General features: G+C 65.9%; 24 protein-coding genes and 3 pseudogenes. 20 read left to right on the forward strand and 7 right to left on the reverse strand.

Going from position 1 to position 21371, the window contains the following annotated elements:
- The 5 genes and pseudogenes from Q0W90_RS14420 to Q0W90_RS14440 all read left to right on the forward strand — a co-directional run.
- The coding region (locus tag Q0W90_RS14420; RefSeq protein WP_297774956.1) for an LAGLIDADG family homing endonuclease at nt 1–982 on the forward strand (982 nt) is incomplete at its 5' end.
- A gap of 25 nt (nt 983–1007) precedes the next feature.
- A pseudogene (locus Q0W90_RS14425) lies at nt 1008–1200 on the forward strand (cytochrome P450); the annotation flags it as partial.
- A 45-nt stretch (nt 1201–1245) separates the two neighbouring features.
- Nucleotides 1246–2610, forward strand: a complete 1365-nt coding sequence (locus tag Q0W90_RS14430) for a DUF2786 domain-containing protein (RefSeq protein ID WP_366096089.1) — start codon at nt 1246–1248, stop codon at nt 2608–2610.
- Between the two features lie 43 nt (nt 2611–2653).
- Complete coding sequence (locus tag Q0W90_RS14435) at nt 2654–2938, forward strand: type II toxin-antitoxin system ParD family antitoxin (RefSeq protein WP_297593304.1); 285 nt, start codon at nt 2654–2656, stop codon at nt 2936–2938.
- A pseudogene (locus tag Q0W90_RS14440) lies at nt 2935–3226 on the forward strand (type II toxin-antitoxin system RelE/ParE family toxin). Before Q0W90_RS14435 ends, Q0W90_RS14440 begins: the two are co-directional and overlap by 4 nt.
- 37 nt (nt 3227–3263) lie before the next feature.
- Here Q0W90_RS14440 and Q0W90_RS14445 read toward each other — a convergent pair.
- Both Q0W90_RS14445 and Q0W90_RS14450 read right to left on the reverse strand, forming a co-directional pair.
- On the reverse strand, nt 3264–4451 hold the full coding sequence (locus Q0W90_RS14445) for an acyl-CoA dehydrogenase family protein (protein WP_297593158.1): 1188 nt from the start codon (nt 4449–4451) through the stop codon (nt 3264–3266).
- Nucleotides 4448–5470 carry a phosphotransferase family protein gene (locus Q0W90_RS14450; RefSeq protein ID WP_297593160.1) on the reverse strand — a complete coding sequence of 341 codons (1023 nt, stop codon included), beginning with the start codon at nt 5468–5470 and terminating at the stop codon, nt 4448–4450. The genes Q0W90_RS14445 and Q0W90_RS14450 overlap by 4 nt, the downstream gene beginning before the upstream one ends.
- A 269-nt stretch (nt 5471–5739) precedes the next feature.
- On the opposite strand from Q0W90_RS14450, the gene Q0W90_RS14455 reads away from it, so the two are divergent.
- Both Q0W90_RS14455 and Q0W90_RS14460 read left to right on the forward strand, forming a co-directional pair.
- Nucleotides 5740–6972, forward strand: a complete 1233-nt coding sequence (locus Q0W90_RS14455; protein WP_297774959.1) for an acyl-CoA dehydrogenase family protein — start codon at nt 5740–5742, stop codon at nt 6970–6972.
- On the forward strand, nt 6973–8097 hold the full coding sequence (locus Q0W90_RS14460) for an acyl-CoA dehydrogenase family protein (RefSeq protein WP_297593164.1): 1125 nt from the start codon (nt 6973–6975) through the stop codon (nt 8095–8097).
- A gap of 34 nt (nt 8098–8131) precedes the next feature.
- Here the strand turns inward: Q0W90_RS14460 and Q0W90_RS14465 are convergent, their stop codons facing one another.
- The gene (locus Q0W90_RS14465) at nt 8132–8494 is read right to left on the reverse strand and encodes a hypothetical protein (protein WP_297699961.1); all 363 of its coding nucleotides are present in this window, start codon (nt 8492–8494) and stop codon (nt 8132–8134) included.
- A gap of 144 nt (nt 8495–8638) precedes the next feature.
- On the opposite strand from Q0W90_RS14465, the gene Q0W90_RS14470 reads away from it, so the two are divergent.
- The 5 genes from Q0W90_RS14470 (at nt 8639) to Q0W90_RS14490 (ending at nt 12313) form a co-directional block, all read left to right on the forward strand.
- On the forward strand, nt 8639–8917 hold the full coding sequence (locus tag Q0W90_RS14470; protein ID WP_363319578.1) for a hypothetical protein: 279 nt from the start codon (nt 8639–8641) through the stop codon (nt 8915–8917).
- Between the two features lie 42 nt (nt 8918–8959).
- Nucleotides 8960–9700, forward strand: coding sequence for an SDR family oxidoreductase (locus Q0W90_RS14475; RefSeq protein ID WP_297593170.1), 741 nt, complete (start codon nt 8960–8962; stop codon nt 9698–9700).
- 99 nt (nt 9701–9799) lie between these two features.
- Nucleotides 9800–11233 (forward strand): FAD-binding oxidoreductase, encoded by a 1434-nt coding sequence (locus tag Q0W90_RS14480; protein ID WP_297593172.1) that lies wholly within the window; start codon nt 9800–9802, stop codon nt 11231–11233.
- Nucleotides 11234–11369: 136 nt separating this feature from the next.
- On the forward strand, nt 11370–11501 hold the full coding sequence (locus tag Q0W90_RS14485; RefSeq protein WP_297593174.1) for a hypothetical protein: 132 nt from the start codon (nt 11370–11372) through the stop codon (nt 11499–11501).
- 134 nt (nt 11502–11635) lie between these two features.
- Nucleotides 11636–12313, forward strand: coding sequence for a Crp/Fnr family transcriptional regulator (locus Q0W90_RS14490; protein ID WP_297593176.1), 678 nt, complete (start codon nt 11636–11638; stop codon nt 12311–12313).
- On the opposite strand, the gene Q0W90_RS14495 is transcribed toward Q0W90_RS14490, so the two are convergent.
- The gene (locus tag Q0W90_RS14495) at nt 12310–13065 is read right to left on the reverse strand and encodes an alpha/beta hydrolase (RefSeq protein ID WP_297593178.1); all 756 of its coding nucleotides are present in this window, start codon (nt 13063–13065) and stop codon (nt 12310–12312) included. The genes Q0W90_RS14490 and Q0W90_RS14495 overlap by 4 nt on opposite strands.
- A 360-nt stretch (nt 13066–13425) precedes the next feature.
- On the opposite strand from Q0W90_RS14495, the gene Q0W90_RS14500 reads away from it, so the two are divergent.
- From Q0W90_RS14500 to Q0W90_RS14520, 5 genes and pseudogenes are all read left to right on the forward strand, one after another.
- A complete protein-coding gene (locus tag Q0W90_RS14500; RefSeq protein ID WP_297795626.1) occupies nt 13426–14016 on the forward strand; it encodes a GNAT family N-acetyltransferase in 591 nt (196 codons plus the stop codon).
- Nucleotides 14013–14916, forward strand: a pseudogene (locus Q0W90_RS14505) (membrane dipeptidase). Before Q0W90_RS14500 ends, Q0W90_RS14505 begins: the two are co-directional and overlap by 4 nt.
- Before the next feature lie 111 nt (nt 14917–15027).
- Nucleotides 15028–16287 (forward strand): TetR/AcrR family transcriptional regulator, encoded by a 1260-nt coding sequence (locus Q0W90_RS14510; protein WP_297593182.1) that lies wholly within the window; start codon nt 15028–15030, stop codon nt 16285–16287.
- A gap of 273 nt (nt 16288–16560) precedes the next feature.
- A complete protein-coding gene (locus Q0W90_RS14515) occupies nt 16561–16785 on the forward strand; it encodes a hypothetical protein (protein ID WP_297593184.1) in 225 nt (74 codons plus the stop codon).
- 13 nt (nt 16786–16798) lie between these two features.
- Entirely contained in the window at nt 16799–17170 is a 372-nt protein-coding gene (locus tag Q0W90_RS14520; RefSeq protein WP_297593186.1) for a hypothetical protein, read from the forward strand.
- A gap of 53 nt (nt 17171–17223) precedes the next feature.
- On the opposite strand, the gene Q0W90_RS14525 is transcribed toward Q0W90_RS14520, so the two are convergent.
- The 3 genes from Q0W90_RS14525 to Q0W90_RS14535 all read right to left on the reverse strand — a co-directional run bounded on the left by Q0W90_RS14525 (nt 17224) and on the right by Q0W90_RS14535 (nt 18666).
- On the reverse strand, nt 17224–17391 hold the full coding sequence (locus Q0W90_RS14525; protein ID WP_297593188.1) for a hypothetical protein: 168 nt from the start codon (nt 17389–17391) through the stop codon (nt 17224–17226).
- A 67-nt stretch (nt 17392–17458) separates the two neighbouring features.
- Complete coding sequence (locus Q0W90_RS14530) at nt 17459–18244, reverse strand: hypothetical protein (protein ID WP_297700192.1); 786 nt, start codon at nt 18242–18244, stop codon at nt 17459–17461.
- Nucleotides 18241–18666 (reverse strand): hypothetical protein, encoded by a 426-nt coding sequence (locus Q0W90_RS14535; protein WP_297593192.1) that lies wholly within the window; start codon nt 18664–18666, stop codon nt 18241–18243. The genes Q0W90_RS14530 and Q0W90_RS14535 overlap by 4 nt, the downstream gene beginning before the upstream one ends.
- A 71-nt stretch (nt 18667–18737) precedes the next feature.
- Between Q0W90_RS14535 and Q0W90_RS14540 the strand changes: the two genes are divergently transcribed.
- The 3 genes from Q0W90_RS14540 to Q0W90_RS14550 are packed head-to-tail and all read left to right on the forward strand — an operon-like array spanning nt 18738 to nt 21339.
- A complete protein-coding gene (locus Q0W90_RS14540) occupies nt 18738–19322 on the forward strand; it encodes a hypothetical protein (protein WP_297593194.1) in 585 nt (194 codons plus the stop codon).
- Complete coding sequence (locus Q0W90_RS14545) at nt 19319–19624, forward strand: PE domain-containing protein (protein ID WP_297593196.1); 306 nt, start codon at nt 19319–19321, stop codon at nt 19622–19624. Before Q0W90_RS14540 ends, Q0W90_RS14545 begins: the two co-directional genes overlap by 4 nt.
- A gap of 2 nt (nt 19625–19626) precedes the next feature.
- Nucleotides 19627–21339, forward strand: coding sequence for a PPE family protein (locus tag Q0W90_RS14550; RefSeq protein WP_297774964.1), 1713 nt, complete (start codon nt 19627–19629; stop codon nt 21337–21339).
- Nucleotides 21340–21371 lie beyond the last annotated feature (32 nt).

Genomic DNA, 21371 nt, shown 5'->3' on the forward strand with positions numbered 1-21371 from the left:
CGAGTATCCGGCGGCGCGAGTCACGACGCTGCGACTGCCGGCGCCGGAGCGCTTGACCCATGGCAAGCGGAATCCGATCGCAGCCTGGCTCGACGGGTTGGGCCTGTTCGGAAAGCGCAGTTACGAGAAGTATGTGCCGGAAACCGTTTTCCGTGCACCCAACGACCAGGTGGCGCTGTTCCTGCGCCACCTGTGGGCGACGGATGGCTCGGTTCGGTGGGATGCCAAGGTTGGTCAGGGGCGGATCTTCTATGCGTCAACCAGTCGACGGCTCATCGACGATGTAGCGCAATTGCTGTTGCGAGTGGGCGTATTTGCTCGGATCAAGCGTGCCCAAAAGGTTGGTTACCGCGACTCGTGGCATCTGCATATCTACGGGGCGCAGAATCAAGTCCGGTTCCTTCAGCATGTCGGACTGTACGGCGCGAAAGCGGTGGCCGCGCAGCAGGTCCTGGCTCAGCTGGAGGGTTTGGTCCGCGACCCAAACCTGGACACCGTGCCCCGAGAGGTCTGGAAGCGGGTCCGAAATGTTCTGTCTGTCAGGGAGATAACCCATCGTCAGTTCGCATCGGTGATGGGAATCCAGTTCTGCGGATCGACGATGTGGAAGCATTCGCCGAGTCGGTCCAGGCTGCATCGTGCTGCGGCGTTAATCGATGACCGTGAAATTCATACGTTGGCAACCAGCGATGTGTATTGGGACACGGTTGTCGAGATTGCAAGCCTTGGGGAACAAGACGTCTACGATGGGACCGTAAGCGGTACACATAATTTCGTCGCCAACGGCATCAGCGTGCACAACTCATTGGAGCAGGATGCGGACATGGTGATCCTGTTGAACCGGCCGGACGCGTTCGAACGCGACGACCCGCGCGGGGGAGAGGCGGATTTCATTCTCGCCAAACACCGCAACGGCCCGACCAAGACTGTCACCGTCGCGCACCAGCTGCATTTGTCGCGGTTTGCCAACATGGCGCGGTGACGGCGGTAGCAGTAGTAGGCGTTCGTTCTCTAACGCCGGCGGGATCCGCGGCGATCACGTCCAACCGGTGCCGACGATGATCGATATCGACGATCCCCATTCTGCGTCGACGCAAGTTGGCCAACGCGGGGTTCACCCGCAAACGCGTGCAGGACAGGGCCGGCTCCATCGGCGACCTGTGTGACGTGCTGACCGACGCACTGTGCGAGCAGGGTGAGAGCGTCGACGGAGGCTGTCGGTCCAGTTGGACGCGCACCTCCGTCATGGACGGCGTACGCGGCGCGCCTGCCGCAATATTGTCGGACCCCTTCGCAAGAATCCGGTACATGAGCAAACGCAACCGCGAGAAGCGTGCGGCCAAACACAGGAGTCGACGCCGGGCGGCCACCGAGCGAGAGCGCATCGGCTTCGACACGGGGCCGGACCGGGTGCTGCTCCTTGAGCGCCTCGTCGTGGCGTTGAGCACGGCCGCTTCGTGTCCCGGCGATCACGCGCCGCGGCACGCCGCCGAACTACTCGAGGAGTACCGGACGTTCCCGCGCGACTTGGACGTCGCGGCCGACCTCGCCATGAACGAGGCCATCAGAGCGGCGTGGGAGCACGGCTGGTTGCCGTCCGATGTGCACGAGGTCGCACGCCGCAAGCTGCAGGCGGCCGAGGTCCGCTACCTCGATGAGGCCATCGTGCGGGAGTCTCGGCGGTATGCGGTCGCGACGCTGCATCCGAATTGGCATGCCCAGATCGTCGCGCTTTCGGCGGCGGTCGATGTCCATGCACAAACGCCACAGATGTGGCGCTGGGCGGAGTCGAACGCGGTCGGCCAGCGCATGGCTCTGACCGTCGTCCTGAAACTGTTGAATCTCCTCGGCAGACTGCCCGTGCTCGAGGAGATTCTGCCGCTGCCCGGGGCGCATCGGCACACGCCGGCGACGGTAAACGGGGTCGACGAGAAGGCTCTCGGCAAGGTGCGCGCTCTGCTGGCGAAGGCTGAAGCCACCGAGTTCACCGACGAAGCGGAGGCCCTTTCGGCCAAGGCCCAAGACCTGATGAGTCGCTATTCGTTACAAGAAGCGCTGACGCACCACGACCGCGGCGAGGTGCCGGTGGCAGCCGCGCGACGGATCTGGATCGAGAACCCCTACGCCACCGCCAAGGCAACGCTGGTGCAAGCCGTGAGCCACGCCAATCGTTGTCGCGCAGTGTGGGCAGAGCGCCTCGGGTTCGTTACCGTCGTCGGCTGCGAAACCGACCTCGCTCTGGTCGAGTTGCTCACCACTTCGCTGCTCGTCCAAGCCAACCGGGCCATGCTCAATGCCGGGCGTCGTCAGAGCAGCAATAGGCACACACGAACCAGATCATTCCGCCAAGCGTTCCTCGTCGCCTATGCCCAGCGCATCGGCGAACGGCTGGACAGCGCCAGCGCATCGGTCACAGCGGAGGTCCAGCGGGACGGTCGACTACTTCCCGTGCTGGCGGCTAACAGTCGGGCGGCCGATGAGCTTACCGATCGAATGTTCCCATCGGTGACGCCTCGCTCGGTATCAGCGTCCGATGTTGCCGGCTGGGGAGCGGGGCGCGCAGCGGCGGATATGGCCGTTCTCGATATGCGGGATGCGATCGCGGGCTAGTGCGCGCCGGCACCCGTGTCACGCTGCCGTCTGAACGAGTGCCCTGACCGCAGATACCAATAGTTCGTATCCTCGGTGTGTTAGGAACACGTCATCTAGCCTCGATGACCATCACCGCGCGTTCACCGAGCAGGAGGTCGCGTCGGGCCGTTACCGGTCGGCCAGCGATGTCGTGCGCTCCGCTCTGCGGTTGTTCGAGCATCGTGAGACCCGATTGGGCGCATTGCGCCAGGCACTGGTTACTGGCGAACAAAGTGGCGAGTCGAGACTATTCGACTTCGATGAATTCGTTGCACGCGAGCGAGGCGAAAACCCTCGCCACCGATGAACCGGTATGTACTTTCACCTACCGCACATGCCGACTTGGAACATCTGGGACTGCATCCGTGAGCGCTGGGATGACGATCAAGCCGAAGAATATGTGCGTGAAATCCAGTATGCCGTCGAGCGGGTCGACAATCCGTCGATCGGACAGGCCTGCGACGAAATCCGGCCCGGGTACCGGAAGCACGCCGCCGGGGCGCACACACTGTACTACCGGATCGCCCGCGGCGATGTGATCGATGTGGTGCGCGTACTTCACCAACGGATGGACGTCGATCGACACTTCGACTGACTGACTGACGCACGTACCGGGCTGTCCATCGCAATCCCTACGAGCGGCTCCCGTTGTGGCTCAAAAGCTTTCGTGCGATTGCGTACTTGTGGACCTCGGTGGGCCCGTCGTACAGCCGGAAGGCGCGCATGTCGCGGAAGATCATGGCCACCGGGGTTTCATCGGAGATGCCAATGCCGCCGAGAACTTGCACGCAGCGGTCGGCCACTTGGTAGAGCTGCTCGGACACCGTTGCCTTGACCATGGAACTTTCATGGCGCCCTTTGGCGCCTTGGTCGAGCATCCAGCACGCCCACCAGATCGCCAGGCGGCAATTCTGCAGCGCAATTGCGTTGTCGGCCAGCATGAACGACACGCCTTGGTGCTCTCCGATCGGCTTGCCGAAGGCTTGACGGACGCGCGCATGGTCGATCGCGATCGCTTGGGCGCGTTCGGCAGCGCCCAGCCAACGCATGCAGTGCGTTAATCGGGCCGGAGCGAGCCGTAACTGCGCGTAGCGCAAGGCTTGTCCGACTTCGCCGAGCACGCTGGACGCGGGGAGCGCGACGTTGTTGAGTCGGACGACGCCGTGGCCTGCGACATAGTTGCGGTCCATCGTGTCCATGATGCGTTCGATCTCGATGCCAAGGGTATCGCCCTCGCAGAGGAACAGCGTCGGGCCGCTGGCACCGTGCGGGTTGTCCGTGACGTTGGCCATGATGATCCAGGTCTTGGCGCCCGCCGCGCCGGTGATGAGCCATTTGAGGCCGTTGATGAGGTACTGGGTTCCGTCGAAGTCCGCGGTAGTTTTGAGTTGTCCGGGATCGGAGCCGGCGCCGTCGGGTTCGGTCATGGCGAACACCGAGCGTTGGTGCCCATCGATCACCGGGCGCAGAAAACTTTCGGTTTGTTGGTCGTTGGCGATCTTGGCCAAGAGGTACATGTTGCCCTCGTCGGGGGCAGCACAGTTCAGCGCCACGGGACCGAGCGTGGACCAGCCGGCCGCCTCGTAGAGAACCGCTTGGTCGACGTGTGAGGGCTCGCGTCCCCCAAACCGCAGCGGCGCTTGGAAACTCAGCAGACCCCGGTTGCGCGCAAGCTCGACCATCTCGGACCGCAACTCGTCGGTGGGTCCGTGTTGGGTCAGCCGCGGATCCCTCTCGAACGGGACGATGTCGTCGATCACGAACTGACGGATCTCGGCGGCCAGGGCCGCGGTCGCATCGGGAATGGTGAAGTCGATCATGAGGATTCCTCCAGCAGTGCGGTTGCGCGCTCGAAAAGACGCAGGGTCGTGTTGTGCAGTTGTTCGCCGACTTCCATCGGGGCCTTACCGGCGTGCGCCCGCGCCCAAGTTCCCTCCAGGAGGATGCCGAGCTTGAAGCAGGCCAGGACGGTGTACCAGCGCAGGTGGGTCATATCACGGCACGTCTGTTGGCTGTACCGATGCGCGAGTTCAGCAGTGGTGGGTAGGTTCGCAGACCGCGCGAACGGACCGCCGAACACGCCTTCGACGTCGGGTAGCCGCCAGGACGCCAGCAACCAGCCCAGGTCGAGAAGCGGATCCCCGATGGTCGCCATTTCCCAGTCGACGATCGCGGCCACGGTGTCGCCGGTGCGAGCGAACATCACGTTCGCAGCGTGGTAGTCGCCGTGCATGATGCCGGGCGTCCAGCGGGCTGGTTGTCGCGCGGTCAACCAGTCCGCGACGGCGGAGACATCTGGGATCTGCGGCGTGAACGTCGGCGAGTGGTAGGAGTCCAGTTCGGCACGCCAGCGCGGGACCTGCCGTTCCAGAAATCCGTCGGGTTTGCCGAAATCCGCCAATCCGACCTCGATATGGTCCACGGCGCCCAGGGCGGCCAGCGCGTCAACGAGCGCGAAAGCCATGCCACGGCGCACGCTTTCGCTCCCGGCGTGCAGCGGAGGTAGTTCGACGCTGGCGTTGAATCCGTCGATGGGATCCATCAGATAGAACACCGACCCGCCCAGGACGGCGGGGTCGTCGCACGCCTGAATCAGTCGCGGGTGCGGCACGTCGGTGGCCGCCAGGGCGGCCAGCACCCGGGTCTCGCGCAGGATCGCGGTGTTGCTGTACGGCCGGGGATGCAGGGGGCCTCTGCGCAGTACGTACTCGCGTCCGTCGCGCTCGAAGCGGGCCATGATGTTCTGGCTTCCGCCGGCGATGCCCCGCACGCCGCGCAGCGGGCCCGCGCCGAGCCCGCGCTCATCCATCCACGATTGCAGCGCGGCGGTGTCGATCATGTCGCGACAGCCAGATCGACAACGTCAGCGTCGACGACCGCCAGATGGATTGAGGCGCCGGGGGCTTCGATCGGTCCGGCGTTGGGTATCGGCACCACTGAGCTCACCTCACAGTGCTTTCTGTGAAATCGCGGGGTCGGCCCATTCTGCCCACCCTCCCACACGTCGCGCACGGTTTGAACGGACCCGAGCCCACGGCCTCCGCGGGTGCGGCGAGAGCTAGACTCACGCGGACACTAGCCTGATACAACTCACTGCCGGGGAAATTCATGGATCTGCTGTGGTCGAAAGAAGACCGTGCATTTCAAGATGAGGTCCGGACCTTTCTCGACCAGAAGCTGACCCCCGAGCTGCGGCGTGCCGGACGCTTGATGACCAGCGTCTACGCCGAGCACCACGCGAGCATGGCGTGGCAGGCGATCCTGCACGAGCGGGGCTGGGCCGCGCCTGCCTGGCCGGTCGAACACGGCGGTTGCGACTGGAGCCTCACACAGCACTACATCTTCACCCGCGAATCGACACTCGCGGGTGCGCCGTCGTTGTCGCCGATGGGGATTCGAATGGTCGCGCACGCGATCATCAAGTACGGCACCGATGCGCAGAAAGACTACTTCCTGCCCCGCATATTGACCGGCGAGGTCTTCTTTTGCCAGGGATACTCCGAGCCCGAAGCCGGCTCGGATCTGGCCGCGCTGTCGATGGCCGCCGTGGCAGACGGCGACGATCTGGTTTGCACCGGCAGCAAGATCTGGACCACCCACGCCGCCGAGGCGAACTGGATGTTCGCGCTGGTACGCACCTCCCGCATGGACAAGAAGCAGCAGGGCATCACCTTCGTGCTGATCGACATGGCCTCGCCGGGCATCGCGATTCGGCCGCTGGTGATGACCTCGGGCGAACAGATCCAAAACCAGGTGTTCTTTGACGAGGTACGGGTGCCCAAAGCCAACATCATCGGCGACATCGACAACGGCTGGACCGTTGCGAAGTATCTCTTGGAGTTCGAACGCGGCGGCGGTGCGGTAGCGCCGGGCCTGCAGGTGATGGCCGAGGAAATCGGTCAAGCGGCCAAGCGCCAGCCCGGGCCGGACAACGGACGGCTGGCCGACGACCATGCCTTCATGCACAAGTTGGCCGACGCGCGTATCCGCGCCGAAGTGTTAGAGGTCCTCGAATACCGGGTGCTCGCCGCGACGGCCGGAGGCCGTAACCCCGGAGTGGCGTCGTCGATGCTCAAGGTCTTGGGCACCGAACTCAGCCAGGCACTCACCGAACTCGCACTGGAGGCGGCCGGACCGCGGGGCCGGGCCTACCAGCCGCACGTGACCGCACCCGGCGGCCCGATCGCCGACTTCGAACCGCCCCCCGGCGGATACCTGACCGGCGAGCCGTGGCAGGCAGTCGCACCGCTGCGATATTTCAACGACCGAGCCGGCTCAATATACGCCGGCAGCAACGAAATTCAGCGGAATATTCTCGCCAAAGCCGCACTGGGACTGTAGATGGACTTCAACCTGACCAACGAGCAGCAACTCCTACGGGACGAGCTCGCGAAGTTTCTCGCCGCGCGATACAACCTCGAGACGAGCCGTGCGGCCGCGAAGACCGGTGCCGGTTGGCAGCCGGACATCTGGCGCGGCTTTGCCACCGAGCTGGGCATCCTGGGCGCCGCCCTGCCCGAAGATGTCGGTGGAATCGGCGGTGGCCCAGTTGAACTCATGGTTATCGCGGAGGCGCTCGGTCACGCACTGGTGATCGAACCCTACATCGATACGGTCGTGGTGGCCGGCGGATTGTTGCGCCGCACCGGCGACCCGGCGGCGACAGCTGCGCTGAAGGGGATCATCGCCGGCACCGCCGTGGTGGCGTTGGCTGCCGGGGAACCGGACTCGGGCGATCGCTGGCAGGACGTGACAACCCTAGGCCGCCGCGACGGTGACGGCTGGGTATTGAACGGTGTCAAGGTCATGGCCATGGGTGCACCGCTGGCAACCCACCTGCTGGTCAGCGCCCGCACGGCGGACGCCGACGGAATCTCGTTGTTTCTCACCGAGAGTGACGCGGCCGGCATCGAGATTCACCCGTACCGAACCATCGACGACCGACGCGCGGCCGACATCGCATTGCATGATGTGCGGCTGCCACCTCAGGCCTTGCTCGGCGAGGAGGGCCAAGCGTGGTCATCACTGGCCCGGGCACGGGACGAGGGCACCGCGGCGATCTGCTCCGAGGCGGTCGGCTGCATGCGAAAAGTATTGGCGGACACCGTCGACTACTGCAAGCAGCGCAAGCAGTTCGGACAGCCAATCGGGAGCTTCCAGGTATTGCAGCACCGCATGGTCGACATGTATATGGAACTCGAACAGTCCGTCGCCGCCGTCTATTTGGCGATCCTCAATCTCGAGGCCGACGAGGCGACCCGCGCCCGTGCGGTATCGGTCGGCAAGGCCACCATCGGCCGTTCAGCACGGCTCATCGGCCAGCAAGCCGTGCAGCTACACGGCGGGATGGGGATGACCGAGGAACTGGCGATCGGACACTACTTCAAGCGGCTCACCGCAATCCAATACGAGTTCGGCACCACCGACCAACACATCGCGCGATACGCCGAGCTGACCAAGACCTAGCAAGCACAGATGTACGGAGTTCACTGGCCCATCTTCAAAAGGCCATGTCGTAGCAGACCCAAAGCAACGGGCCGACGACGAACAGAGCCAGCAGGGTTACGCCACCGATCAGCCGCCACGCGATGGTCGAGCGAAAGACAAGCGCGGTGAGCGCCGAAGCCGTCGACAGGACGATCAGCACGGCCGCGATCACGATCATGGTCCGCGCTGACTGCACCGCGGATTCGGACAAAGGCGGGAGGAAGCCGGCTTCGAGTTTGAACGCCAGAGCGGGAGTGCTCTCGGCCGTGAGCAGCAACAGGGTCGCGATCATCATCGACCCCAAACCGACCAGCGCCATACATGCACCAAAGATGTTGCGGTTGGCGGGATCTATCGGGCCGGTGTAGTGGGGCATTTCGTCCACACCCAAATCGTAGGGGCTTCGTCGAGGGTTGTCGGGCAAAGCAACCATTACGCGATTCCGGTGAAGCGCGACTTGGTGGCCGGAGTGTGGCCGGTGCGTGACCTTTCCGCGACGACGGCAAAGGACGCTCATCACGTGACGGTAATCGCGGCAATCTGCGCGCTCGCGACGGCAACCTGCCTCGGCTACTACTTCGGGCGCCGCGCGGGCTCCGCGCGGCCGAGCTGGAAGAAGCGCACCAGCCGTATCGCGCTGGGCAAGCTGGCGCTCAACCTGCTCGCGATGGTCACGGCACGCCGGCTCCAGCAGAGCTTGCGCTTCGAGCGGATCATCTCCGACAGGCGGGGGCCGAGACGGATTGCCCCACTGGTACTTCTGCGGGGTAGCGTCGTGCGGATGCGGTCGACGTATTAGCTCTGGTCCGCGTCGACCTCGCGACAAAGGAAGAGAACCGGCATGACTGCGCTGCAGGACAAAGTGGCATTGGTGACCGGGGTCTCGTCGGGGTTGGGCGCGGAAACGGCCAAGTTGTTCTCCCGGCAGGGCGCAACGGTTTTCGGCATCGCTCGCGATGCCGGGCGCCTGGCCGACGTGTTCGCCGGCGTGGAGCGCGGTGGATACGCCTCGGTGGACATCGCTTCAGCGCCGGCCTGCAGAGACGCGATCGCGCAGTGCGTCCGCGAGTTCGGTGGATTGGACATTCTCGTCAACGTCGCCGGGAAGCATCAGATGCGCCGGACGGAGTCGATGACCGACGACGACTGGGAGCAGGACGTCGCGGTCAACCTGAACGGGCCCTTCTTTCTCTGCCGGGCCGCGCTGCCGCACCTGCTGGAGCGAGGCGGAAACATCGTCAACGTCAGCTCCATCGCCGGCGTCGAGGGCCAGGCGTATTCGGCCGGCTACTGCGCGGCCAAGCACGGGCTGATCGGCCTTACCCGGGCGCTGGCCGTGGAGTACACGGCGGATCGCCTGCGCGTCAACGCGGTGTGCCCGGGCGGCATGCTCACACCGCAAATCGAACACTTCAGCGCGCCCGACAATCCGAACTACGACCTCATCATGCGCACCGCCTCACCGCGCGGCATGATGCAGCCGCTCGACGTCGCCAACGTGATCGCCTTCCTCGCCAGTGACGCCGCGGCCGCGATCCATGGCGCCGTCTATCGGGTCGACAACGGCAAGGGCGCTGGGTAACGGTTCGGGCACGGTTCGGTCAACCGCCGACATGTCATGCGGCACCGCGATTCTCGTGGTCGACAATTCGGGACATGAGGCAGTCCCGGGAGCCCGACGGTGGCGCGTGAGATCTCACGGCAGACGTTTCTGCGGGGCGCCGTCGGAGCGTTAGCCGCCGGAGCGGTACTCGGCTCACCGCGGGCAGTCGCCGATCCCAGGCCTTCGGGGTGGGAAGGTCTTTCCACCGCCTTGGGCGGCAAGGTATTACTTCCGGATAACCCCCAATTCGCTGGCGCCAAACAGATTTTCAACACCAACTACAACGGGTCGACGCCCGCGGCGGTGGTCACCCCGACGTCGGCGGCCGACGTGCAAAAGGCGATGGCTTTCGCCGCCGCCCACAACCTCAAGGTCGCTCCCCGCAGTGGCGGACACTCCTACATCGGCGCGTCGACCGCGAACGGGACCATGGTGCTCGACCTGCGCCAACTGCCCGGGGATGCCCACTACGACGCCGCCACGGGACAGGTCACGGTGACGCCGGCCACCAGCCTGTACACGATGCACCGGACGCTGGCCGCGGCCGGCCGGGGCGTCCCGACGGGTACCTGCCCGTCGGTGGGTGCCGCTGGGCATGCGCTGGGCGGCGGCTTGGGCGCCCAGTCCCGGCATGCGGGCCTGCTCTGCGACCAGTTGACGTCGGCTTCGGTGGTGTTGCCCAGCGGCCAGGCGGTCACCGCGTCCGCCGCCAGCAACCCCGACCTGTTCTGGGCGCTGCGCGGCGGCGGTGGCGGCAACTTCGGTGTGACGACCTCGCTGACCTTCGCCACGTTCCCCACCAAGGACGTCGACGTCGTCAACCTCACCTTCCCGCCAGAGTCGTTCGCGCAGGTGCTCGTCGGATGGCAGAACTGGCTGCGCACCGCCGACCGAAACAGCTGGGCGCTGGCCGACGCCACCGTCGACGGGATGGGCACGCATTGCCGGATCATGGCGACCTCGCCGGCCGGGTCCGGAAGCAGCACGGCGGCCGCCATCACCCAGGCGGTCGGACTGCAGCCATCCGGCACCGAGAACCACACCTTCAATTACCTGGACCTGGTGAACTACCTGGCGGTCGGGAACCTCAACCCGTCGCCGCTCGGGTACGTCGGCGGATCCGATGTCTTCCCCACCGTCAACGCGGGCGTGGCGCAGGGGATCGCCGCGGCGGTCAACGCCTTTCCCCGCAACGCCGGCCGGATGCTGGCGATCATGCACGCGCTCGACGGCGCCCTCGCCACGGTCGCACCGGGCGCCACCGCGTTTCCGTGGCGCCGGCAGTCGGCGCTGGTGCAGTGGTACGTCGAAACCGGCGATCCGGCGGCGGCGACCAACTGGCTGGGGACCGCACACCAAGCGGTGCAACAGTATTCGGCCGGCGGCTATGTGAACTACATCGAGGCCAACCAGCCGCCTGCGCGCTACTTCGGCCCGAACCTCTCCCGGCTGACCGCGGTGCGGCAGAAATACGATCCCGGCCGGGTGATGTTCTCCGGGCTCAATTACTAGCCGTCGGGCGCCACCGCGGCGCGGGCCCGCAAATCGGTGATTAGACCAGCTTTGCACGGGGTACTTCCACTGCATCTGTGCGAGTAGGGGGTTGCGAATGGCAGTGGAACACGGTCACGCACGGTGCCCGCGATGCATGGCCTGGGCGCAATACAGTTTTCTTGAGCGCGACGACGACAAGCTCGAGTATCAGGTCCGTTGCGATGCGTGTGGCAACCTGTATTCCGAAGTCACCATCGCGTCGACCGCCACGACGCCGGCCGCCTAGCCGTCGGCCTCCCGACCTGCTGCGTTACGGAATTTAACCCTGGTGTAAGGTCGAGGACGCGAGCCGAGACGCCCCCTACCGGAGCAGCGCCTAGTGCGCGCAAACGCCGTGCAGAACGCGTTGAAAGGGGCGGCGTGGACGATATTTTGGCGCGAGCCGGCATCTTCGAGGGGATTGCACCTGATGCGGTCGCCGCGTTGGCTCGCCACCTGCAGCACGTCACCTTCCCGCGCAGGCGCACCGTCTTCGTCGAAGGCGAGGTGGGTGACGACCTCTTCGTGATCTTGTCGGGCTCGGTGAAGATCCGTCATCAGACAGCGGACGGTCGCGAAACCGTCTTCGCGGTGCTGGGCCCCGGCGACGTGTTCGGCGAGCTCGCCCTCTTCGATCCGGGCCCGAGAACCTCGACGGTGATCACGCTGACCGAGGTGGAAGCCGTCAGGATGGACCGCCACGCCCTGCGGACATGGATGGTCGAACGACCCGAAATCGCCGAGCAGCTACTGCGGGTGCTGGCACGTCGGCTCCGGCACACCAACAACACCTTGTGCGACTTGATCTTTACCGATGTGCCCGCCCGGGTGGCCAAGCAAATCCTTGATCTGGCAATGCGGTTCGGTACCAACAACGGGGGGCCGGTGCGCGTCGAGCATCACCTCACCCAAAAAGAGCTCGCTCAACTCGTCGGTTCCTCACGCGAAACGGTCAACAAAGCGCTATCGGACTTCACCCAACGCGGCTGGATTCGGCAACAGGGTAAGGCCCTGATCATCGACCAGCCCGCGAAACTGGCCCGCCGCGCACGGGCTTAGGTGATCGACCAGAATTCCAGGAGCGTGCGCAACGTCGCGACCAGCGGGAGCGGTTGGTCCAGCATCGGATGATGACCGGCTTCGGCCAGTTCAACAAAGGGGCCTCTCAGCTGCAGGAGGGAGCGGATCCGGTCGGCCATGGCCGGCGGTACCAGTCCGGCTTCGCAACGCAAATAGCCTACGCGGCAACGCATTGCGGCGAGCATGCTCTCCAACGACTCCTCGTCGGCGGGTGGGGGCTCGAGGAACTCGCCACCGAATATCGCCGGGTCGAACTTCCAAACCCACCCGGCGTCGATTTTGCGCACCGACTCGGCCGCGATGTGCCGGCGGACGTAGGGGAGGATCAACTCCTGCGACGGTACGGCCGTAAAGCGGGCCAGTATCTCGTCCCTCGTCGGGTATTCGGTGTGTTTGTGCCGGCGTAGGCGCCCTTCCTCCGGCACACGCTCCCACAACGGCGAGTCGATCACCAGCATGCTGTTGATCTGCTGGCTGTAGTGCATTGCCGCCGTGGAAGCGACCCAACCGCCCATGCTGTGGCCGACGATGATCGGTCGCCCGGCGGGCCCGGCGGCGGCCGCGGCGGCCATCACTTCGCTTGCCCAGATCTGCAGGTCGTAGCTGGCGCGTGAGCCACTGTCGCCATGCCCGGACAGATCCAGTGCGATCACCCGGTGGGTACGCGAAAAGAAGGGCGCGACGTGGTCCCACCAACCCGAGTGCGCTCCACCACCGTGGACCAGCACCACCGGGGGTTGGTCCTCGGCGCCCCAGGTGCGTAGGTGTATGCGGCAGCCGTCGACTTCGACGTCACCCTGCTCGGGCTGTTGATCGAGTGCGGCAGTGAACCAGGCCGGGGTGGCCGGCGTCTGGCGCGAACGGGAAAACAGTTTCTGGCCCTCCCTATTCGCAATACAGGTCAGCTACGCCGACGTCCCACGTTAACTGCAGCGGAACGATTCCGGAAGGATGCGCGCCAATTCCCGGCAGCCCGCTAACGTCCCGAGTGAACACCGGCATCGTCGAAACGCTAATGACCAAATTATTTTCCGGAAGGCTGCCACCACCCATCGCTGTCCGACTAACCTTCGGTGGTCGTGAGGGTACGAATGGCGGTGCCGGAGGACGCGGGCGCCATCGCTGAGATCTATCTGCCGTATGTGCGCGACACGGCGGCTTCCTTCGAGGCGGTGCCGCCAGGCGTCGAGGAGATGCGGTCGAGGATGACCAGCACGCTGCCGACGTTGCCCTGGCTGGTCGTCACCGATGGCGAAAGCGTCAAGGGATACGCCTATGCAAACCCGCACCGGCCACGGGATTCCTACCGCTGGTGCGCTGATGTCTCGTTGTACCTGGACGCATCGATTCACGGCCGAGGACATGGTCGCCGAATCTACACTGCGCTGCTCAATCTGCTTGTCGCACAGGGCTATATCAATGCTTATGCGGCTATTACGCTTCCCAATCCCGCCAGCGTCGGTTTGCATAAAGCTCTGGGCTTCACCCCCGTGGGGGTGTTCCCGGGCGTGGGTTTCAAGCAGGAGCGATGGTGGGATGTCGGGTGGTGGCATCGTCGGCTGGCCGACCTGCCCCAGTCCCCGCGGGGGCCGAAGCCTTGGGCCCAGCTGGCTGAGCACACCGTGAACTCCGCGCTCGAGGCGAAACCCCCTAGAGGTCGAAGGAGAGTCGACCATCCGTGACCACACTGCTTTGGGACCAGCACACCTGTCTGCCGCTCCACACCGCAACCGAGGTCGATCCGTCGACCCGTTACCAATACGACGGTGGCACTGTGCTTTCGGTCAACGCGGGATATTCACCGCACGGCTTCAGCGATGCGGTGGCGCTGCTGCACCACTATCGGGCCGCGATCGATGCCCATCCCGGCCTGGATTTGGCGGACACCCTCGGCGAGGTGGATGCGGCGACCCGGGCCGGACGCATCGCCGTGGTCTTCGACCTGGAAGATTCGCGCCCGCTTGATGACGACCTCGAGAACGTGCGCAACCTGGCGACCCTGGGAGTGCGCACCATGTTGCCGACCTACAACAACGCCAACCGCGCCGGCAGCGGTTGCCTCGACCGCACCGACGGCGGCCTCACCGCCTGGGGCCGTGCGGTCGTCGCCGAGGCCTCGACATGTGCGAGGTATCCAGCGGCCCAGTCATTTACAGCCACTCGTGCATGCGTGCGCTCTGGGAGCACCCCCGCAACATCACCGATGACCAGGCGCGGGCCTGCGCGCAAACCGGCGGTGTCATCGGCATCACCGGTGTCGGCATCTTCCTCGGACCCAACACACCCACACTCGATGCGATGACACGGCACCTGGAATACGCCGTCGACCTCGTCGGCATCGAACACGTCGGCGTCAGCACCGACTTCTCCTTCGATGCCGCCGATTTCAACGACGAACTACAGCGCAATCCCACCTGTTCGATGACAGCTATACCCGCTGGGGCCCGATCCAATGGATGCCCCCGGAAAGCTTTTTGTCACTCGGCGAACACCTCCGGGGTCGGGGATGGCACAGCCGCGACATCCAAGCCGTGCTCGGCGGGAACTTCTATCGGGTGGCCCAGCGAACCTGGCGCGCCTGAGTAAGCCGCCGGCGCATCAGTTCACGGGAGCTCGACCTTGCTGGCCGTCACCGCTAACCTGGCCGTCTACCGATCGTCCGGTCAGCCGCCGCTGCGGCTACGGTGATCTGTATGCCATCGGCTAGCCGCTCGTCTGCGGATCATGTCAAGCGGCGCCCGAAGGACCGCAAGATCCAGATCGCCCGCGCCGCCACCGATGCGTTCAGCGAGCTGGGCTACCACGCGGTCAGCATGGAAAACATCGCGGCGCGGGTCGGAATCTCCGCGGCGGCGCTGTACCGGCATTCGCAGGGCAAATACGACTTGTTCCGCGATGTCGTCTTGGCGTTGGGCCGGCAACTGGTTGACGCCACGGCGTTCGCCGACGACGTGCCCGCCGATGCCGATCCCGAAAAAGTCCTGAGCGCGCTCACCCGTGCGCTGATCGACACCACGATTGTCAACCGCACCACCGGCGGGCTATATCGGTGGGAGGGCCGGTATCTGCGCGGGGACGACCAGCGGGCTCTGGCCGAGCAGATCAAACTGATCAACCGGCGCCTGCAGCGGCCGCTGGTCAGGCTGCGGCCGAAACTCACGTCGCGGCAACGCTGGACGCTGTCGGCGGCCACGCTCAGCGTCATCGGCAGCATTACCGATCATCGATCGCGCCTCGGTAATGCGGAGATCCGGGCGGCGCTCACCGATGTCGCGGCCGCGGTGTTGATGGCCGAATTGCCGGCGCAGCGCGGGCGTGGCTTCGAACCGCTGCGGACGTCGGCGCTGACCAGCGCCGCCGGCAGCTACGAACTGCTGCTCCACGAGTCGATGCGCCTGTTCAACGAACGTGGTTACCGCGAGACCGGGATGGAAGACATCGCCGCGGCGGTGGGCATACCGGTTGCCAGCATCTACCAATACTTTCCGGGGAAGGCCGCGATCCTGGCGGTCTATTACAGGCGAGCCGCCGACCAACTCTCCGGTGACCTCTCCAGCATTCTGGCCACCGGTGACGATCCGGAGCAGGCGCTCGCGCAGCTCATCGACGCTTACGTGACCCGGTCGTTCGCCAACCCCGAACTCGCGTGCGTCTACTACACCGAGCGGCACAACCTGCCCGACACGGATGCGGTGCTGCTGTACAACATTCAGCGCTCGACCGTCGAATCATGGGCCCGGCTCGCCGCAGCGGCCAGACCGGAACTCACCCTCGGCCGCGCGCGATACGCCGTGCACGCCGCGTTTGCGCTCGCGGTGGACATCGGGCGACTCGTGTACCCCGACACTGGCCAGTCGGCCAGCATCACGGTTCGGCGTCTGATGGAAGTGACGGTGCTGGGACGGCCCGCGGCATCCCGCGAGGCGCTTGGCGGCGGCTGGCAACGTCGCTGAGAGGTCTATCCATCCAGAGAACAGCACCACACTTGCTGGTTCGGTATCTGCCGCGACCAGTATATCCGCAGAGGTGAACATGCTTTTCCGGCAGCGTATCTGCGCGCGGAACGGCTGTCGCCCAGCGCTCCCGATCGGTGCGATGCACTACCAAATACCCCGAATGGGAATTAACATATCTAGCGTCTGGTCCGCGCGCCGGAATGTGGTGGTCCTCATCGCTTGGTGTGGGCCGGTCGCGACCCCGGCAGCGCCCGCGCGAAAGGGATGCTCATGCTCAGCAGGATCCGCAAAGTCCTCGAGTATCAGTTGACGATCGCCGAATTGCTGGGCCTGGGCATCCTGCTGGGGACGCCGTACCTGATCGTCGGGGTGATCTGGTCGAGCACCCACACAGCGCATCTGCACGACATGCACGGCGTCGACTTGGTGGTGTCGTTCCTCGGCTCGATCGTGTCATGGCCGGTGCTGCTTTTCGCCAATGTTTGCATGACCTAGGGGGCTCAGGCGCATGGTCAACCGCGGACCGCTCATCGTCTTCGCGGCGCTGGTGTTCTTGGCGGGCGGGCTCCTGGCGCTGCGGTTCCCGGTCTTCATCGAGTCCTACGACCAGTTCGGCTGGCAAGTCAAATGCGGCAGTGGCTTCACCACTGATCTGACCCAAGCGTCGAGCGCCGAGAAAAAACCGACCGGCCAAATGGGCAACGCCGGCGCGCCTCTCACGTCGGGCGACGACTACGTCGGCCAGTGCAATGATGCGCTGATGACCCGACGCGTGTGGGCCATTCCCGCGGCGGCCCTCGGCGGGCTGACGCTGACATGGGTGGCGGCCGCGGCGCTCGCCCACGACCGGCGAGATCGCGCCGAGCACAGCGGAAGCTGATGGGCTGCGTCGACAGGCCGAAAACGCTTGGGATGCAAAGGTCGTGGTGAAGGCTATCGAGTGCTCTCGTCGGGGGTGTTGTGCCGTGACTGGTGCAAGCCCGGCGCGTCCAGGTCTTCGTTCTGGTGCTCGAGTCGTTCCTGCAGTTTGCGCTGTTCCTCGGTCGTTTTTCGGGCGTCCTCGGGCTCAGCGGGCGGATCGGGGTTGGCGTGCTGATCCACCGGGATCTCCTCTGAACGTCTGCAATGGCTCCAGTCAGGGTCTCCCGAATCGCGTGCGTCGAAACACTCAGTATTTTTTGACCACGGCGCGCGGCGCCGTTCGCCATGTTCTGCCGCCGCTATCGTGTTGACGCGGTGGCTCGAGAAGCAACACGGCCAGTCCGTCGAGCAGCACCGGGCGCACCCAGTCGCCCAGATCGATCACCTCACCGGGCCCGGGTTGGCGATGCATGTCGTCGCGGGCGAGGTCGATCGGTGTCAGGGTGCGAACGGTGTCGATGGTGGCGTGGTTGGGCAGCTTACGGATGCCGGGCAGGGTGATGAACAGGCCGTCGTTGCCGGAGAGGTGCAGGCCGACTGCCGCCAGGGCGCCGGTCATGCCCACCCGGGTGCCTCCGTGTCCCGACAAATGCACCCCGAGCGCCTTGGCAAGTTCGCGAGCTTCGCTGGGATGCAAGACCTCTCGTTTGGCGCGGCGACCGAACTCGATCAACCGTGCGGCATCGTCGAGGTCCCCCGGAATGACGACGGTGAGCCCGGGGTCGGCATCGGGTGGACAGACCCGTTCCAAGAACTGCCCGGCGAGTTCGATGATCCCGGCTCGCACCGCGTGTGGGTCGCCGCCGGCGCTGCGCCAGGCCAGGCATGCGCTCGAATTGTGGGACGTGTAGGGGATCCGGTCGTCGACGAGCAGCTGGTGGCGAGTCGCGCCGGCGGGCGAGCCGAGGCCCGCCGCTGCCAGCTCCCCAAGCAGGGCCCGGGCGCGACGGCCGGTCCCGGGCGTATAGGGGTTGTCGGTGTCGTCGATGCCGATGAGCAGGTCCACACTGGCGAGCGCGACAGCGCCGGTCATGGGTTGACCACCAGGGCGGTGACATCGCGGACCCATTGATCGCGGCTGAGCTTTGCGCCCGTGAGCTTGAGCGTGTTGCGTTTGGTGAAGCTGAGGATGGTCTGATCGTCGAGCTCGGCGGCGATCAGCGTCTGGGCCGGGTCCCGCCCTTCCACCCGCACCTTGCCGGCGCCGGCCGCGCCCGCGGCATTCAGGATCGAGCGCACGGTGGGTCCCTTCTGGGCCTGGGCGCCGTGCGATTGCGGCGTGGCGATCTCCACCTGGGGGAGTTGCTGCAGCCGGGCGATGGTGAAGCGATCGACGACGCGGTGATTGTCCTGCACGACGAGTTGATTGTCGGTGCCGGAGGCGCCGCACCCCGCGACCCCAGCGCTGATGGCCAGGACCGCAACTGCCCGACACAGGCGTGTGAGGCTGCGCATTTTCGGATCTTATCCTGTGAATACACCGCAAATGAGGGGCAGGGTAGATGTCGACAATTTATGCTTTCCCGATGACCGTGATGCAACGACCCGCGGCCGGTTTCATGGCCGTCCGCGAGGCGATCTTCCCGCTGCTTGCGGTCGCCACGATCGTCGCCTCCACCGACATCCGGATCCCACTGGGCCTGCCCGGACACCGTGGACTGGTCTGGTTGACCCTGTTGGTGGCGGTGGCGCTGGTGACGGCCCGGCGCGAGACGGTGCTGGCGGTCGGGGCGGCCTCGTCGATCGCGACGTTGCCGATGCATGGGTGGAGCGATCCGCTGTGGAGCAGTCGCTATGCGGCCGCCGCGGCGTTGTTGTACGCCGCCGGCTCCCTGCCGGCGGTCCGGGTGCGGCGGTGGTTGCTGTCGGTCGCTGCCGCGCCGATTCACCTTGTCGCACTGGTCAGTTCGGTGTTCGGGCTGCGCGCCGGGGGTCATTTGTCGACCTGGGCGTCGAATGGGCTGCTCGAGAAGGCCGGCTGGCATCTGGGTTTCGGGTTCTTAGCCGGTCTGCTCGCCTGGGCGGTGGCCTTTGGTGTGGGCTGCCTGCCTCCGCCGACCGTAGCCGGCACGTTGTTGGGCAAAAACCGATCTGAGGAGTGGCCGCTATGACGTTACGAGTTGTTCCCGAGGGCCTGGCCGCGGCGAGCGCGGCGGTGGACGCGATCACCGCGCAGTTGGCCGCGGCACATGCGGCCGCCGGGCCGGTGGTCTCGGTTGTGGTTCCGCCGGCGGCCGACCCGGTATCGCTGGGGGCCGCCGCCGTCTTCAGCGGTAGGGGCAGCCAACATACGGCCGCGGCGGCCACGGGCGTCGAGGTGTTGGGCCGGGCCGGATTGGGCGTGAGCCTGGCCGGCGTCGGGTACGCCGCGGGCGATGCGGCGGACGCGGCCACGTATCTCGCGGGCTGCTGACGATGACCGCGCCGGTGTTCATGGCGCTGCCGCCAGAGGTGCATTCGACGTTGCTGAGCAGCGGTCCGGGGCCGGGACCGTTACTCGCGGCCGCGGGAACCTGGGCGTCTTTGAGCGCCCAATATCAGTCGGCGGCAACGGAATTGACGGCGGTGCTGACCGGATCGGCCGGGGTGTGGGATGGCCCGACCGCCGAGAGTTACGTCGCCGCACACCTACCGTATCTGGCGTGGCTGGAGCTGGCGGGGACGCTGAGCGCCGAGGCGGCCGCCCAGCATCAGGGGGTGGCCACCGCGTACACGGCGGCGCTGGCCGCGATGCCGACGCTTCCGGAGCTGGCCGCCAACCATGCCATGCACGCGACCTTGGTGGCGACGAATTTTTTTGGGATCAACACGATTCCGATTGCGCTCAACGAGGCCGACTACGCGCGGATGTGGACTCAGGCGGCCACCACGATGACCACCTACCAGGTCACGACCGAAGCCGTGCAAATGACCAGCGGCGCCGGATCGGGCAGCGGCGCCGGGTCGGGCAGCGGCGCCGGGTCGGGCAGCGGAAGTGGAACCGGCACCGGGACTGGGTCCGGAACCGGAACCGGAACCGGGTCGGGCACCGGAACCGGAACCGGCACGGGTACCGGAACCGGAACCGGCACCGGAGCCGGAAGTGGAACCGGTGGCGGTGGGACCGGCGGGGGCGGCGGTAACGGCACGGGATCGTTCCAGTTGCCCACGCCCGCAGAGATCTGGGAAATGCTCTTCGGGCCCGACGGCGAGAAGATCCCGGGCCAGGGCCAGCCCAACTGGAGTCCGTCGGAGTATCTGCAAAACCTGGGGAACTTCTTCAACGGCAACGCCCAGGCCGCGGCCTGGCTCCAGCAGAACGCGTCGGGTCTGCTCAACCCGTCCACATTCCCGGCGCTGATGAACTACTTCATCGCGTGGCAGACCTTTCGGATCATCAACTGGACGATCAGGACGCTGCGCTTCATTCTCCAGGAGCTGCCGCTGCTGTTGCAGGTCGGCCTGACCCTGTCGATCAACAGCTTGGGCGGCCTGGCCGGCCTGGCGGGTCTGGCGGGGTTGGCCGGGCTGGCCGCGCCGGCGAGCGCCCCCGCCCCGGTCGCCGCCCCGCAGCCCGCCGTCGTGGGAGTGCAGCCACCGATGGTCTCGGCCGCGCCGGCGATGGCTCCGATGGCGCCGACCAGCCCGGTGGCGCCGGCCACCTCGGTGGTGTCGACCCCGACAACCGCAGCCGCCAGTGTTGCGCCACCCTCGGCGCCGCCCACGCCCCCGGCCCCGGTGACCGGCGCCGAGGGCTTCGGTTACATGGTGGGCGGCCTCGGTCTGGGCATGGATTCGAAGGCGCAGACCCGGACCAGAACGGAGCTGCCGGCCGCGCAGAGCGCCGCGGCGGCCGCGCGCGGGATGGTGTCGGAGCAGGCGCGGGGACGGTTACGCCGCCGTCCGCGCTCGGCCATCGATCCGGGATACCGGTACGAATTCATCGATGCCGACGATGGTTCCGGTGTGGTCACGGCTACCCTGCCCGACCGGACCCTGGCGTCGGGATCTGGTGGCTCGATAGAGGGGTTCACCGGGACCCTGCCCAAGCCTGACGTGCGAGCGGCGGGCCTGATCACGTTGGCCGGCAACGAGTCCGGTGACGGCGCCCGTCTGCCGATGCTGCCCGAGAGCTGGGACGGCCAGTAGGTCGCGGTCTATCGCGCCGCTAATCGAGATGC

It is taken from the genome of Mycobacterium sp., from assembly GCF_025933915.1.
In the GTDB taxonomy this organism is placed as follows: Bacteria; Actinomycetota; Actinomycetes; order Mycobacteriales; family Mycobacteriaceae; genus Mycobacterium.